General features: G+C 42.8%; 17 protein-coding genes. 13 read left to right on the top strand and 4 right to left on the bottom strand.

Annotation, left to right across the window (positions count from 1 at the left end; all coding sequences use genetic code 11):
- From AT15_RS05425 to AT15_RS05405, 5 genes are all read left to right on the top strand, one after another.
- Positions 1-1050, top strand: a 1050-nt coding sequence (locus AT15_RS05425) for a transposase (protein ID WP_235598515.1), incomplete at its 5' end; no start/stop codon positions are given.
- Between the two features lie 187 nt (positions 1051-1237).
- On the top strand, positions 1238-2581 hold the full coding sequence (locus AT15_RS05420) for a GntP family permease (protein WP_068347179.1): 1344 nt from the start codon (positions 1238-1240) through the stop codon (positions 2579-2581).
- Positions 2582-2600: 19 nt separating this feature from the next.
- Positions 2601-3848, top strand: coding sequence for a glycerate kinase type-2 family protein (locus AT15_RS05415; protein WP_068347177.1), 1248 nt, complete (start codon positions 2601-2603; stop codon positions 3846-3848).
- A gap of 54 nt (positions 3849-3902) precedes the next feature.
- Positions 3903-4169 carry an FmdB family zinc ribbon protein gene (locus AT15_RS10560; RefSeq protein ID WP_084251527.1) on the top strand — a complete coding sequence of 89 codons (267 nt, stop codon included), beginning with the start codon at positions 3903-3905 and terminating at the stop codon, positions 4167-4169.
- Positions 4170-4195: 26 nt separating this feature from the next.
- Positions 4196-4609: a DUF5362 family protein gene (locus AT15_RS05405; protein WP_068347175.1), complete on the top strand. Its 414-nt coding sequence runs from the start codon at positions 4196-4198 to the stop codon at positions 4607-4609.
- 9 nt (positions 4610-4618) lie between these two features.
- On the opposite strand, the gene AT15_RS05400 is transcribed toward AT15_RS05405, so the two are convergent.
- On the bottom strand, positions 4619-5260 hold the full coding sequence (locus AT15_RS05400) for a hypothetical protein (protein WP_068347173.1): 642 nt from the start codon (positions 5258-5260) through the stop codon (positions 4619-4621).
- A gap of 112 nt (positions 5261-5372) precedes the next feature.
- On the opposite strand from AT15_RS05400, the gene AT15_RS05395 reads away from it, so the two are divergent.
- The 6 genes from AT15_RS05395 to rdgB are packed head-to-tail and all read left to right on the top strand — an operon-like array spanning position 5373 to position 10264.
- The gene (locus AT15_RS05395; protein ID WP_068347171.1) at positions 5373-6059 is read left to right on the top strand and encodes a zinc metallopeptidase; all 687 of its coding nucleotides are present in this window, start codon (positions 5373-5375) and stop codon (positions 6057-6059) included.
- Positions 6046-7065 carry a transcription antitermination factor NusB gene (locus AT15_RS05390; protein WP_068347169.1) on the top strand — a complete coding sequence of 340 codons (1020 nt, stop codon included), beginning with the start codon at positions 6046-6048 and terminating at the stop codon, positions 7063-7065. Before AT15_RS05395 ends, AT15_RS05390 begins: the two co-directional genes overlap by 14 nt.
- 17 nt (positions 7066-7082) lie before the next feature.
- Positions 7083-8120, top strand: coding sequence for a 23S rRNA (adenine(2503)-C(2))-methyltransferase RlmN (gene rlmN / locus AT15_RS05385; protein WP_068347168.1), 1038 nt, complete (start codon positions 7083-7085; stop codon positions 8118-8120).
- Complete coding sequence (gene rsgA, locus AT15_RS05380; protein ID WP_068347166.1) at positions 8110-9015, top strand: ribosome small subunit-dependent GTPase A; 906 nt, start codon at positions 8110-8112, stop codon at positions 9013-9015. The genes rlmN and rsgA overlap by 11 nt, the downstream gene beginning before the upstream one ends.
- A complete protein-coding gene (rpe, locus tag AT15_RS05375) occupies positions 9015-9662 on the top strand; it encodes a ribulose-phosphate 3-epimerase (protein ID WP_068347164.1) in 648 nt (215 codons plus the stop codon). Before rsgA ends, rpe begins: the two co-directional genes overlap by 1 nt.
- The gene (gene rdgB / locus AT15_RS05370; protein ID WP_068347162.1) at positions 9659-10264 is read left to right on the top strand and encodes an RdgB/HAM1 family non-canonical purine NTP pyrophosphatase; all 606 of its coding nucleotides are present in this window, start codon (positions 9659-9661) and stop codon (positions 10262-10264) included. The genes rpe and rdgB overlap by 4 nt, the downstream gene beginning before the upstream one ends.
- On the opposite strand, the gene lgt is transcribed toward rdgB, so the two are convergent.
- From lgt to AT15_RS05355, 3 genes are all read right to left on the bottom strand, one after another.
- Entirely contained in the window at positions 10200-11081 is an 882-nt protein-coding gene (lgt, locus tag AT15_RS05365; RefSeq protein WP_201029939.1) for a prolipoprotein diacylglyceryl transferase, read from the bottom strand. The two genes, rdgB and lgt, sit on opposite strands and share 65 nt — an antisense overlap.
- Positions 11082-11157: 76 nt before the next feature.
- Entirely contained in the window at positions 11158-12513 is a 1356-nt protein-coding gene (gene tig / locus AT15_RS05360) for a trigger factor (protein ID WP_068347160.1), read from the bottom strand.
- 86 nt (positions 12514-12599) lie between these two features.
- Positions 12600-13064 carry a metallophosphoesterase gene (locus AT15_RS05355; protein WP_068347158.1) on the bottom strand — a complete coding sequence of 155 codons (465 nt, stop codon included), beginning with the start codon at positions 13062-13064 and terminating at the stop codon, positions 12600-12602.
- Between the two features lie 104 nt (positions 13065-13168).
- Between AT15_RS05355 and AT15_RS05350 the strand changes: the two genes are divergently transcribed.
- Positions 13169-13837 carry a TIGR03936 family radical SAM-associated protein gene (locus tag AT15_RS05350; RefSeq protein WP_068347156.1) on the top strand — a complete coding sequence of 223 codons (669 nt, stop codon included), beginning with the start codon at positions 13169-13171 and terminating at the stop codon, positions 13835-13837.
- Positions 13824-14582, top strand: coding sequence for a YebC/PmpR family DNA-binding transcriptional regulator (locus AT15_RS05345; RefSeq protein ID WP_068347154.1), 759 nt, complete (start codon positions 13824-13826; stop codon positions 14580-14582). The genes AT15_RS05350 and AT15_RS05345 overlap by 14 nt, the downstream gene beginning before the upstream one ends.

Below are 14582 nucleotides of genomic sequence, written 5' to 3'. Positions count from 1 at the left end.
CATTTTGGAGCAACAAGGTTTATGTTCAACTTTTTCCTGAACTATAGCAACCTGGTGTACGAGAAATTAAACAGACCCACAGGATACCATGAGTGGGCCAAACTTTTGACGCGCTTGAAAAAATGTCAAAAGTATTCATGGCTGAAAGAAATCAATTCCCAGACACTACAGCAGTCACTTAAAGATTTAGACAATGCTTTCAAGAAATTCTTCAGGAAACAGGCTAAATATCCTCGTTTTAAGAAAAAGAAAAGCAGACAAACATTTAGAGTTCCACAACACATACAGTTATACATCAAAGAAGATAACAAAAAGTATGGGTATATTTTCGTACCAAAGTTTAGAGAAGGCATAAGAGTCCGTGTTCACAGAAATCTACCAGAGCAATTTGTCATAAAAAACGTGACATTCAAAAAAACGACGACAAACAAATATTATGTCTCTATCGTTGTTGAAACACCGGGCATCCCGCTAAAGAGCAATTCAACAGAAGTCTTAGGCATAGATTTAGGAATAAAACACTCAGTGATATTAAGTACCGGACAGAAGTACTCTATGCCCGATCTTTCGAAATTCGAAAAGCGGTTAAAGAGACTATATAGGAGTTTGTCTAAGAAACAAAAAGGTTCCAGAAACAGAGAAGATGCAAGGCTTAGATTGGCACGATACATAGAGAAAATCAGCAATATCAAAGAAGATTGGATACATAAAACAACCCACAAAATTGTCAACGAAAACCAAGTTGGCAAGATTGCGGTAGAAAATCTGAATATAAAAGGTATGTTAAGGAACCATAGCTTGGCTAAACACATTCAACAGCAATCGTGGTACAAATTCATAACAACATTGGGGTACAAAGCTGAAAGGTTAGGAATCGAACTTGTGAAAATCGATAGGTTCTTTGCGTCAAGTCAAACATGCTCGATATGCGGGTACAAAAACGAAGAGGTTAAAAAGCTAAGGATAAGGAAATGGACATGCCCCAACTGTGGGACGGTCCATGATAGGGACATTAATGCTGCTGTGAATATCGCACAATATGCTCAGTAGCGTTAAACAGTAGGGCAGGAACTGCCCGAATTCACGCCTGTGGACTGTGCTCTGGCGGCGGAACTCAATGGAGGTCTACGAGTCATCACAGGTTGAAGCAGGAAGCCATGTCTTCTATAAGGCGTGGTAGTTCACTGCATATTATTTGGGTACTTATGTATCCAATTTTCTTAAAGGGGGTAAGTGTATGGGTATCTGGTTGGTAGTGCTTTTGCTTCTATCAGTGCTTTTCATTATCATCTCAACTGTAAGGTGGAAGCTTCATCCATTCCTCGCGCTGCTGTTTTCAGCTTTTGGTTTTGGGCTTTTATCGGGAATGAAGCTTCCGGATATCATCTCCTCGATTACAGGAGGATTTGGCGGAACGGTTGGTTATATAGGTATTGTGATCGTTGCGGGTACCATCATTGGAACGTTCCTCGAAAAATCTGGAGGGGCATTTACCATGGCTGAAAGCGTTCTTAAAGCCACTGGAAAGAAAAGAGTGCCCCTGGCCATGGCAATTATCGGTTACATCGTATCAATACCGGTATTTTGTGATTCGGGTTTCGTAATTCTAAGCCCTCTTAACAAAGCCCTTTCAAAGAGAGCGAAGATAACGCTTGCTACAAGCGCAATAGCACTCAGCTTAGGGCTTTATGCAACGCACACCATGGTGCCACCAACCCCCGGTCCAATAGCGGCTGCCGGGATTCTCAACGCAGATCTTGGGGCGGTAATCCTTTGGGGGTTGCTCGTGTCAATTCCTGCGATGTTGGTGGGTTGGTTGTTCGCCTTGAAGGCCGCTGCCAAAATACAAATAGATCCTGAACCAGAGCTTACGGAAACGGATATCCAGGAAAAGATGAAAGAAGCTCCCAGAGCTTCGAGTGCCTTTTTACCCATTGTGCTTCCTATCTTGCTTATTCTCCTGAAATCCATATCTGATTTCCCCACACATCCCTTCGGTGATGGCGCCTTCAGAACCTTCATAGGCTTCATAGGCCATCCCGTAACCGCTCTAATGATTGGCGTGCTTATAGCTTTCACATTGCCTAAAAAACTGGATAAGGAAATGCTTTCCACCTCCGGATGGGTGGGCCAGGCACTGATTAATGCGGCACTTATAATAATGATAACGGCTGCAGGTGGAGCCTTCGGGAAAGTTTTGCAGAATTCGGGAATCGCCGACGTTATTGGCGATACATTGGCCAAAGCAAATATAGGAATATGGCTTCCCTTCATAATAGCAGCGGGTATAAAGAGCGCCCAGGGATCATCAACTGTTGCCATCATCACGACAGCTTCCCTTATGGCACCTTTAATGGATTCCCTCGGCTTTACAGCAGTTGCCGCAAAAGCCCTCGTGGTTGTCGCTATCGGTGCGGGGTCAATGGTGGTATCTCATGCAAACGACAGCTATTTCTGGGTAGTTACACAGTTCTCGAGAATGGACGTCAAAACAGGTTACAAATTGCAGACAATAGGAACACTGGTTGAAGGATTGTCCGCAGCAGTGATAGTATGGTTAATAAGCCTATTCGCTCTTTGATTTGATGGAGGTGTGACTAATGAGTAGCATCAGGGAAGACGCCCTGTATATTGCAAATGAAGCTATAAATGCAGTGCTTCCCGAGAACGCGGTGATTTCCGCGTTGCGATCCGCTGAATTCGAAGGTGGCGTTATCCTTATAGCAATCGGAAAAGCTGCGTGGAGAATGGCTTCAGCAGCGAAGGAGGCGCTTGGAGATAAGATAATGAAAGGTGTCGTAATAACAAAATACCATCACAGCCTTGGAGAAATTGAAGGTATCGAAGTATATGAAGCAGGGCATCCCGTTCCCGATGAGAACACCCTTAAAGCGACGGAGAGAGCCCTTGAGGTTACGAGAAATCTTTCAGAAAAAGATACTGTGCTATTTCTCGTTTCTGGAGGCGGATCCGCGCTTTTTGAAAGCCTTCGGGAAGGCGTTACTCTTGGTGATCTGGCAAACATAACAAAACAGCTCTTGAACTCAGGAGCCAATATCGTGGAGATAAACGCAGTCAGAAAGCACCTGTCAAGGGTCAAAGGCGGTGGATTTGCCAGCCTGGTTCAGCCCGCAAGGGTGTTTTCCCTGGTGCTCTCGGACGTTCTTGGAGACAGGCTTGACAGCATAGCGTCAGGCCCCGCATATCCGGATAGCAGCACGTCGGAAGAAGCGTTAAACATTGTGAGGAAATACGGGATCAGCATATCAGAAAGAGTCAAAGAGGTGTTAGCGCTCGAAACGCCAAAAGCGCTGAATAACGTAGAAACAAAGATAATTGGAAGCGTTAGCAAAGTATGCGAAGTAGCCGCAAGGAAAGCCGAGTCCCTTGGATACAGGGCGAAAATCCTAACATCAACTCTCGATTGCGAAGCCAGGGAAGCCGGCACATTCCTTGCGGCCATTGCGCGGGAGATATGTGAATTCAATTCTCCTTTTGAAAAGCCCTGCGCCGTCGTTCTTGGCGGAGAAACAGTGGTTCATGTCAAAGGCAGCGGCAAAGGGGGAAGGAACCAGGAACTTGCCCTTTCAGCTGCAAGAGGAATAAAAGGGCTTGATAACACGGTTATTCTGTCGGTGGGAACTGATGGGACTGACGGCCCAACAGATGCCGCTGGTGGAATTGTTGACGGCACAACGGTTGAACGCCTTATGGAAAAAGGCATGAATATTGACGATTTTCTTGATAACAACGACACCTATCATGCTCTTAGAGCCATTGATGACCTTATAATTACCGGACCTACCGGAACCAATGTCAACGATCTGATTCTCATGCTTATTAGATAGGGTGGAAGGGAACCTTCCGCCCTATCTTTGTTCTTCACTATTGAGAAAAAGCTCATGAATAATGTAAAATATATTGAACTCATATCCAAGGAGGAAAAAATGCCCTTATATCGTTTTATATGCTCAGATTGCCATCATGAAGAAAGCCTGTTGCTCAAAATCGATGAGGAAACGCCACACTGCTCCAAATGTGGCGGAAAGCTTGTGAAGCAGATATCAAGAGTTGCGAATTTCAAATTCGGGAAAATCGGAACCTCCGAAACTGTTAGCTCGGGCTGTTCAGGATGCTCTGGAGGTAGCTGTTCAAGCTGTGGGGGTTAATTCATAGGATTTCAGGGGGGATATCAATGGCTGATGAAGGCAGGGAAATTAAGATTTCTTTTGCTACGCTCAAAGGGCTTTCATATTGGGCTGGCTTTTTGGGGATCTGGCTAATTATTGCCGGTATACTTGGTTTAATTGGCGCTGCATTTTCTTTATCTGCTGGCTCAGAGGGTCTGGGAGCTTTTTTCGGAGGTTTGATAAGCGGTGTCATTTCTCTGGTAATGGGGTCAAAACTGAGAAAGGCAAAAGCTTCCATTGAGAGCTACATGTTTTCAGATCGCTCCATGATGCTGGAAGATGGTTTGGACAATATAAGGGTTTTTTTCAAAATACAGGGCATTTTGATAATCATTGCACTTGTCATTCTTCTGGTAGCCATAATCGCCAGTTTATTTGGAGCCTTCATGTTCATGGGGTTCCGTGGATATCCTTATTGAAATTAGAGATCAGGTTTTTGTTTCACCAATAAGCTTCAACAGTAGTTTCCATGAGTTTCTTTCAATTCCAAAGGGCTCTTTGCTTTTGTGGTCATGCTTTTTTATATATCTTTTCAAAAGGGTATGGAGCTCTGAAAACTTTCTTTTTTGAACGCTTATAAACCATTCCCGGTTTTTGCTTTTCATATGTGAGAGCATCTTGGCGCTATGGTCTGCGCATATGATACGCTCTGAGTCTTCATAGAGCTTTTTCCATCTTTGAAGGTTGAAAAGATTCCCGAAGGTATCTATATATCTCTGAGAAGCTTCTCCTTCAAATTTGCAGAGATAGCAGCTATCCCCGTAAATCACCTTTCTCTTTTCCAGTGCTTTTAACTGCAAGGGGAGCATTTCATCTAAAAGCAGAGAAAGTGGAAGAGCACCAATATTGAATTCCGAAGAGGCCAGCTCAAACAGCAGTCTTCTGTGTCTCTTGCAAAGGCCGCCTTTCAAGAGTTTTCCCCGTGGTTCGAAATTGTGCATGAGATTAGATAGCGTGGATTCAATCCAGCTTCTGGTGGAAAGGCTTAGAGCGGAGCAAATTGGGCAGTCAAAGCCGGTTCCCTTTAACAATTCCAAAATGGTGCTTTCAGCGACATGGTGTGCCTTCATCTTTACCTCCTGTTTTTTTCATTTTACCATGAAGGATACGACGGAATTTTGAACCATGCGATTAAAGAAAAGTCAAATATATAGTGATATAATAATGCCTGGAGGTGGTTGAATGCTTTTCTGGGATCCAACCTTCATATTTTTGATCCCGGCAATTATCCTGGCCATATGGGCTCAATCTCTTGTGCAGCAGAGGTTTTACAGATATTCGCGCATAAATTCAAGTTTCGGGCTTAATGGCGCTGAGCTCGCCAGAAGGTTGCTCGACAGTGCAGGCCTTTTTGAAGTGAAGATCGAATCAATTCCCGGAAGGCTTTCGGATCACTATGACCCGCGGACCAGGGTGGTAAGGCTCTCCTCAGCCACCTATAACAGCCATTCCATTGCTGCTCTTGGCGTTGTTGCTCATGAAATAGGCCATGCAATCCAGCACAAAGAAAAGTATGTACCACTTGAGATTCGAAATGTATTCGCCCCGGTGGCGAGTTTTGGATCGGGGTTTAGCTGGATAATCTTTTTGATGGGGCTCTTATTCTGGTCGCCCGCATTGATGAAATTTGGTATATTGCTATTTTTGCTTGTTGTTCTCTTCACCCTCATAACTCTGCCTGTGGAATTGAACGCAAGTAAAAGAGCTCGCATTCTGCTTAACAGAATGGGCATGCCTGAAAAAGAGCTGACCGCAGTTGATCAGGTGCTCAACGCTGCCGCAATGACTTATGTGGCTTCTGTTGCAATGGCATTGTTGCAATTGCTTCGTATGATTTTCATATCAGGGCTTTTTGGTGATCGAAACTGATATGAAAGATAGCCGGGAAATAGCGCTGGAAATACTCAACTATTTTGACAAAAATGGATATATACCATCAAAAAAGGTGGAGATAGCATTCTCCACCCTTTCTTTTGAATCGAAAAAATTCGCAGCGAACCTTTATTTAGGCACTTTAAGAAAGCGAGTTCTTATAGATTATATACTGATGAAGTTTCTAAAAAGGCCCGATAAACTACCGGTCGCTATCAAAAACGCATTGAGAATAGGCGTTTTTCAGCTTTATTTTATGGATGCTGTTCCTGATTATGCTGCCATAAAGGAAAGCGTTGCCCTTGTAGGCGTTAAGAGTTTTAGAAACCTTGTAAATGCTGTGCTGAGAAAGGTTGCCGGGGAACGTGTTGATTTGAATGCCCTGCCACTATGGTTGAAATATTCCCATCCAAAGTGGCTGGTGGAATATATAAAGGGTCTCCCGCATATAGGCGACATAAAGCCTTTGCTTGAATATAACCAAACTCCCCCGTCAGATGCGTTTGTTGCTTCTGAGTCAGAATTAGCAGAACTTGAAGAGAAGGGGTTCCTTTTTGCCAGCAGCGATTTTTCTGATTCCTACATATTAGTGGAAAGGGGAATCGATGATCTTAAATTGCAACGGATCGATGAAATGGAATATATCTTGAAAGGGATGGAGAAAGAAGTTATACGAATGTCCGGGAGCGCTCTTTCTCTTTTGAATCAAAAGCCATGGCTTTTCTTTACTCTTGAAGCCGAGACATTTTCAAGAGAGAAGAGGAAGCTCATTCAAGAAATACTGGAAGTAAAACACGGGGAGTTTCTTTTGATGATTGACAGTTATAGCCTGGAAGAAACGCGGGACCTCGTTTTTGAACTCAACAAAGCAGGTTATGAATGTGCCGATTTTGACAGCACACTTAAAGGAAGTTTGAAAGCCACAGAAATGGGATACGGTGCTTATTATTTCCCGCCTGACGCACCAAGGCCGTGCTTTATCACATATCTTAAAAAACGATGAAATCTGGTGGTGATGAGTTGAAGGAAATACTTTCGCTTAATTACGCAGAACTAAAAAATGAAATACTGGAGCTGGGTTTTAAAAGGTTCAGGGCTGCTCAAATATACGATTGGATTCATCGAAAAAAGGTCTTTGACTTTGATGCGATGACCAATCTCTCAAAAAGCGATAGAGCTTTTCTAAAAGAATATTTCCGTTTCCCCGTTTTTTCGCTTAAAGACAGGCAGAAGGCAAAGGATGGAACTGAAAAATTTCTCTGGGAACTGCAAGATGGTGAATACATAGAATCTGTGGTAATTCGCCACGCCGAACATATAACCTTTTGCATTTCGACTCAGGTTGGCTGCCAGCTCGGTTGTGCTTTTTGCGCAACAGGATTGAGCGGATTCAAAAGAAACCTGAGTGCTTCAGAAATCGTAGCACAGGTATTGTATATGGAGAAAGAAATAGGCGAAGATGCCGATAACATTGTATTCATGGGAATGGGAGAACCATTCCTTAACAGTGAATCCCTTTTCAAAAGCATTGAGGTCCTTCACGATGAAAAAGGGAGAAATCTTGGAATAAGGCATTTCACAATTTCCACTGCGGGAATCCCTGATGGGATAAAAAGACTTGCTGATTCCGGGCTGGATATTAGACTATCTGTTTCCCTCCATGCGGCAAAGGACGAAAAGAGAAGCATACTCATGCCTATCAACAGGCGTTTTCCCATAGAAGAACTCTTTGAAGCACTTAAGTATTATCAGAAAAAGACAGGTAACAGGATAACCTTTGAATATATATTGATAGAAGCTGTAAATGATTCTCTCGAAGATGCAGATAATCTGGCGCATTTATTGAAGGGCTTGAAAGTATTTGTTAATCTGATACCCGTGAATCCGGTAATCCCAAAATTTCAGCGCCCTTCACCAGAAAGGTCGAAGGCTTTTGAACAGGCACTAAAGAAAAAAGGTATTGAGACGGTGCTCAGGGCGGAAAAAGGCACGGACATAGATGCAGCCTGCGGGCAGTTGAGAAGACGACAGTTCAGGAGGGAGAACATTGAGTCATGAAAGGTTAAAGGGGAACGTAATCCGCTATGACAGCAGAACTCTTATCGTGACAGAATTACACAGCCGGAAACACTATCTCTGTGACATGCCGGGGCGTTTCAAAAAGCTTGGTATCAAACCTCTGGTGGGTGATGTGGTTGAATTTATTCCGACGGGCGATGATACTGGAAGGGTGGAGAATATACTCAACAGAAGAAATGAACTAAAAAGGCCTCGGATAGCCAATGTGGATCAAATCGTCCTTGTTACATGCCTTGAAGAACCCGGTGTTCCCTTTTATATACTCGATAGGTTTCTCGTTCTTGCTGAATACAGTGGATTGCCGACGATTATTGCCGTTAACAAAGTTGATCTGTTGAAATCAAGAAGAGCATTGCTTGATTTATACCACACCTACGGGGAATATTACAATATAATAGAGGTATCAGCCAAAACAGGATACAACATTGATCTATTGCGTGAAGTGTTCAAAGGCAAGATATCCACCATGGCAGGTATGTCAGGTGTTGGGAAAAGCAGTCTTTTGAATGCTCTCAACCCCGGGCTGAAATTGAAAACATCTGACATTTCGAAGAAGCTTGACAGAGGAAGGCACACCACCACGAGAGTGGAACTTCTGGAATTTGATTTCGGTGGATATGTTGCGGATACCCCGGGTTTTGCATCGCTGGAACTCCCCGAAATAGAGCCCGAAGAACTGAAGAATTATTTCAGGGATTTGAGGGTTCACAGCGGTTATTGCTCTTTTTCGGATTGCGTTCATGTCGATGAGCCGGGGTGCTATGTCAAAGAACTGGTAGAAACAGGTGATATCCCGACGACAAGATATGAGAGCTATCGGAAAATCTATGAAGAGCTTCAAGAAAAGCACAAAGAAAAAAAGAGGTGGAAATGATGTCAAAGGTTTCGCCTTCAATACTCGCAGCAAACTTTATGAACCTTCAGCAGGAACTCGATAAAATCAAAAGGGCAGATTATCTGCACATTGATGTTATGGACGGACATTTTGTGCCTAATATTACCTTCGGCTTTCCTCTGATTGAAGCCTTGAATAAGGTTGAGACTTTACCGCTTGACGTTCATCTCATGATTTCCGATCCTTCGAAGTATGTGGACAGGTTTATGGATCTTGGAGCCAGCATTATAGCTGTGCATATAGAAGCTGAAATCCATCTTCACCGGCTGCTTGAAAGGATAAAATCGAGAGAGGTTAAAGCCTTTGTTGCGTTGAATCCCCATACCCCTGTGAATTCTCTGGAAAGCATTCTGCCTTTTCTTGATGGAGTGCTTGTGATGACGGTAAACCCGGGCTTTACAGGTCAGAAATTTATTCCCCTTGCTGCCGAAAAGATAAGGCAACTTGATACAATACGCCAGAAAAAGGGATTTGAATTTGAAATCGCCGTTGATGGCGGTGTGAATTTGAACACTGCTCCCACCGTGGTTGAATATGGAGCTGATATTCTTGTCATGGGAGCTGCAATTTTCAGGAGCGATTTCCCGGAAAAGGTTATTGAAGAAGTGAAGGGATTGAAACGATGAAGATATATCTGGTAACTGCTAACAAGCACAAAGCCTTTGAAATCAATGCGTTAGCAGGGGATGAATGGTCAATAATGCCTGTTGCCTCCATAGCGGGGGATAAAATTGATATAGAGGAGAACGGGGCTACCTTTTTACAGAATGCGCTTATAAAAGTTGAAACTTTCAAAGGGCTTAGAGTTCCATTGATAGCAGATGATTCCGGGCTTGAAATTGATGCCCTTGGAGGGTTTCCCGGGATTAAGTCCGCGAGGTTCATGGAAGGGCGTCCCTATACAGAAAAAATGGAGGAGCTTTTGAAACGTCTTGATGACGAAAAAAACAGGAAGGCGCGTTTCAAATGCGCTGCCGTTTATTATCACCCAACCGGTGTGGTGCTTGCAGCCGAGGGGATCGTTGAAGGAACTATTGCAAAGGAAATTCGAGGTAGCCAGGGATTCGGATACGACCCCATATTTATCCCTGATGGTTACGAAATGACCTTTGGCGAATTGGGTCAGGATGTTAAATCTTCAATTAGCCACAGGGCAAGGGCTTTTAAGAGACTGTTCTCACTTCTTCGCCTTTTCTTCTCGAGTACAGATACAACAGTGCACCGATGATCATGAGAATAATAGAGATAACTTGAGCGGTGCGGAACTCGCCTACTTTCAAGCTGTCCAACCTCAAGCCTTCTACGAAATACCTGCCAGCTGAGTATAAAACCATATAGAGACCGGTAGTTTCGCCATATCTCTTGCGGGATTTTCTTGTATAGTTGAAAACAAGAAAGAAAACAAAAAGATCCCAAAGGCTTTCATATAGAAAGGTTGGGTGGAAGTACTCGTATTGACTGAAGCCGGGCATACGGTAAGCTGAAGGGACATACATTTTCCAGGGCAGGTCTGTTGGAGCGCCGTAAGCTTCATGGTTCATGAAATTTCCCCAACGCCCAATGGCCTGGGCAAGAGGAAGAACAGAGGTAAATATGTCAGAAGCTTGCCAGAAACGTATTCCTGCGCTCTTTTTTAGCCTTGTGTATAAAAAACCAGATAATAGGGCGCCAAAAATGGCACCATGTATGGCAAGGCCACCATTCCAGATTTTAAAAATCTCCAGAGGGTATTTTCGGTAGAGATCAAATTCAAAGGCCACATAGTACAGTCGAGCACCGATAATGCCTGCGATTATTCCCCAGAATATCATCTCTATGAGATAGTCTTCCTTGATACCTTCTTTTAGTGCCAATTTTCTGCCAAGGAAATAGGCAATGAATATGGAAGAGGCAATCAAAAAGCCATACCATCTGATTTCAAAAGGCCCAAGGTTAAATAGAACAGGGTTCACAACAACCTTTCCAGAAAAGCTCAGGGTTAAAAACCAAACTAGAAGAACTATTCCGACTATTATCATTGCAAAAAGCACTGTGCGCTTTACCATTATCAGTCCCCCCATCTGATATATTATACAAAAAAACATGCTGGCTTAAGCCAGCATGTTTCAAAATATCTAAATACTATTCCTCCTGTTTTTCTTCTTTTTCTTCAGCGCTCTCTTTTGATTCGCCAGCAGAATCAGAAGTATCGGGTGTTTCGGCCTTTTCTCCACCTTCTTCCGCGGATTCGCCGGCATCTATTTCTTTAATGGTTGCGGATTCGATAATCAGATCCATGACTTTGTTCTTTCGCAGATTTGCCGCAATGTCCTCGCGAAGATCTTCTCGGGATTTTATTATTTCCCTTGCCCTTTCCACAGAAATTCCCCAGTATGGAGCCAGCTCTTCTGCATTTTTCAATACCTCTTCTTCTGAAACTTCTATGCCGTTTTCCTTTGCAATTTCAGCTATGAAGCGTTCTCTCTTGAGCTCGTTAATGATACTCTCTTTGATCTGGTTCTTGAGATTCTCCTCGCTGCCTGCCTGCTTCAAATAGCTGTCGTATTTCTTTTCTTTTATGAGGTTTTCAATGGATTTAAGCACAAAATAATCTATTGTTTTATCTGAGACTTTAACATCAATGAAGTCGATAATTTTATCAAAAGCTTGCTGCCTGAGGAAGTCCTTTTTCCAGTTGTCAAAGGCCTCAATACCTTCTTTCTCTATTTTTTTCTTGAGTTCTTCCAGTGTTTCCACTTCACCGGCAACCGATCTGGCGAATTCATCGTTGATTTCCATGAGAGTGCGTTTGAAAACTTCCTTTACTTCAACGGTGTAGTTATAAACATTATCAGAATTTTCGAAGGTTCGTTCGAATTCAACAACATCGCCTTTTTTCTTCCCGATTATGTTAGTAACAATGGGCCTGTCGTCCTCTTCCAGAATGTGCACTTCCTGAGTTTTCTTATCCGCAATTACTTTGCCATTTTTCACTATTGTGTACTCGATTTCCGCCACATCGCCAATTTCAGCCGGTCCTTCTTTTGGTTCAATAATGGCATTTTCATTCCTGAGCTCTTCCAGTTTGTTGTCGACGTAGTTGACCAGTACCTCTTCTCTTTTCGGTATAGAAAGCTCTAATCCTTTGTAATCCTTTATCTCGGCTTCGGGCTCCCTGTGAAGTTCTATCACAAAGGTTACACCGCCATCTTCGGTTCTCTTTCTCTCCACTATAATAGCAGGAATGAAAAGCTCTTCTTTCTTTAGCTCTTCTTCCACAGCTTTTCCAAGTTCGTCAAAAACAATTTCGTCAAAACTATCACCAAGGTAAGAGATGATAATGCTTTTTGGGGCTTTACCCTTTCTAAAGCCGCGTATCGAATAATTGGCGTTAACATACTTAACCGCTTCGCTCTCAGCACTTTCAACTTCATCGGGAGTAAATACCAGTTCAAGAACCTCAACATTGAGTTCTTGGTTCACAGTCTTCTTTTCCACTCTTGACCCTCCTATCGCTATTTACACAGATTTCGTGTTTTCGGTTGATTATAAGTCTTTAATTCTTCATATCGGTTAAACGCAGGTTATAATTCCAGTATTTCGAAACCATTTGTTAGTTCATTTAACAGAATACATGTCCCTTTTCCTGAAAGATAACCGCACGCCTCGCCGGGATTTGCAATAAAAACATCCCCTGGCCTTATGTCAATTACATGTGTATGTCCATAGAAAATATAGTCCAGATCGGTAAGTCTTTCAAGACCAAAAGGTTCATGCATAAGCGCAATCCTTTTTTCCTGATGAATTATGACCGTAGGGCTTGTAAAAAACGTGTCGCCAAGAATTTCCTTGAGCATGACTTTCTCACCGTCGTTGTTTCCAGATACCACGAAAATTTTTCCATTAAAAACCTTAAAGAGTTTTGCGGTAAAAGGAGATACAATATCGCCGCAATGAAATATTGTATCGACATTTCTACTTTTTGCCAATTCAATAGCTTTTCTTGTGTTTTCCATGTTGTCATGGGTGTCAGAAATTACCATCCACATAGGCTTGACCTCCCAACGGTTGTAATTTCAAGTGTTTTCGCATACAATTATACTGTCATTTAGAACTAATTTGCTCAAATATGAGGACATTGGAGCTGAAAAAATTGGCAGAATACATTCTTCGATTTGGTAGAGGCGGATTGCTCAGGTTTTTATCGCAACAGGAAACAAGCACAGCAATTGAGAGAATGCTCAGGCGCGCGAAAATTCCTGTTGCTTATTCCCAGGGCTTTCACCCTCATCCTAAAATCTCTTATTCACCAGCCGTACCAACAGGCGTAGCAAGCTCCGCTCTATACCTTAAACTGACTACTTTCGAAGAGGATAACAATATATTCGAAAAAATCAAGCGTCACTCGGTTTTTACCCTGCGCATTCTTGGTGTCTGGAAGATAACGGAAGGTTTCGATTTGCAGGAACTTGTTGAGAAATACCATTATTTTTTGTATCTTCCGAAGAAAGGATTTAATCCAAACAAATTCTCCCCGGATATCCCGGTGCAAAAACACGGAAGGAAAAAAATCAAAACCTTTAAAGCAAACGAGACCTATGAAGGCTTTGAATTTTCTGAAATGAATGACTACTTTGTGGTAAAATATTTTCAGCCAGTATCAAAGCAGGTTTCTTATCAAGAATTGCTAAAAATCCTTTCTATTTCTAACGAAGTTTCAGAAAATTATGTTTATGTATATGTAAGAGATGCCGTATTTCAAGGCAAATATTTGAGTGAAATTCTTAACAATATAGGAGGGAAAGAAAATGTCCGGTCATAATAAGTGGGCCAATATTAAGCACAGAAAGGCCGCCCAGGACGCGAAAAGATCCAAAATATTCACCAAAATCATCAGAGAGCTTATGGTTGCTGCGAGAGAAGGCGGCACAGATCCCGTTACCAATGCTGCTTTAAGGGCTGCTATGGATAAAGCCAAAGCTGCCAATATGCCTAAAGATACCATGGAAAAAGCAATCAAGAAAGGCGCCGGTGAACTTGAAGGCCAATCTTTTGTCGAAGCCATGTATGAAGGTTACGCACCCGGTGGAGTTGCTATGTTGATAAGAGCACTCACCGACAATAAGAATAGAACCGCTCAGGAAATTAGACACATCCTCTCCAAACATGGCGGAAACATGGCGGAAAGCGGAAGCGTTGCCTGGATGTTTGAAAGGAAAGGTGTAATTAGCATACCTAAATCCGAAATCTCTGATATGGACGAGTTTCAGCTCCTCGTTATCGATGCCGGTGCCGAAGATATAAAAGATGAAGATGATCCTGTTCAAATAATTACGTTGCCCGAGCAAGTTTCTGACGTCAAGGGCGTCCTCGAAGAAAACGGATACAGTGTTTCTTATGAATTGACTTATATCCCGAAAAACACCGTTGCTGTTTCAGGCGCTGACGCTGAAAAGCTACTAAAACTGCTGAACCTGCTTGAAGATAGCGATGATGTTCAGGAGGTTTATGCCAACTTCGAAATGGATGACTCTGAAATGGAAGCAATAATGGAAAAGCTTGGATGA

This window comes from Kosmotoga arenicorallina S304 (assembly GCF_001636545.1).
In the GTDB taxonomy this organism is placed as follows: domain Bacteria; phylum Thermotogota; class Thermotogae; order Petrotogales; family Kosmotogaceae; genus Kosmotoga_B; species Kosmotoga_B arenicorallina.
Note: the sequence above shows the minus strand (reverse complement) of the source record. Positions and strands in the feature narration are given on the sequence as shown.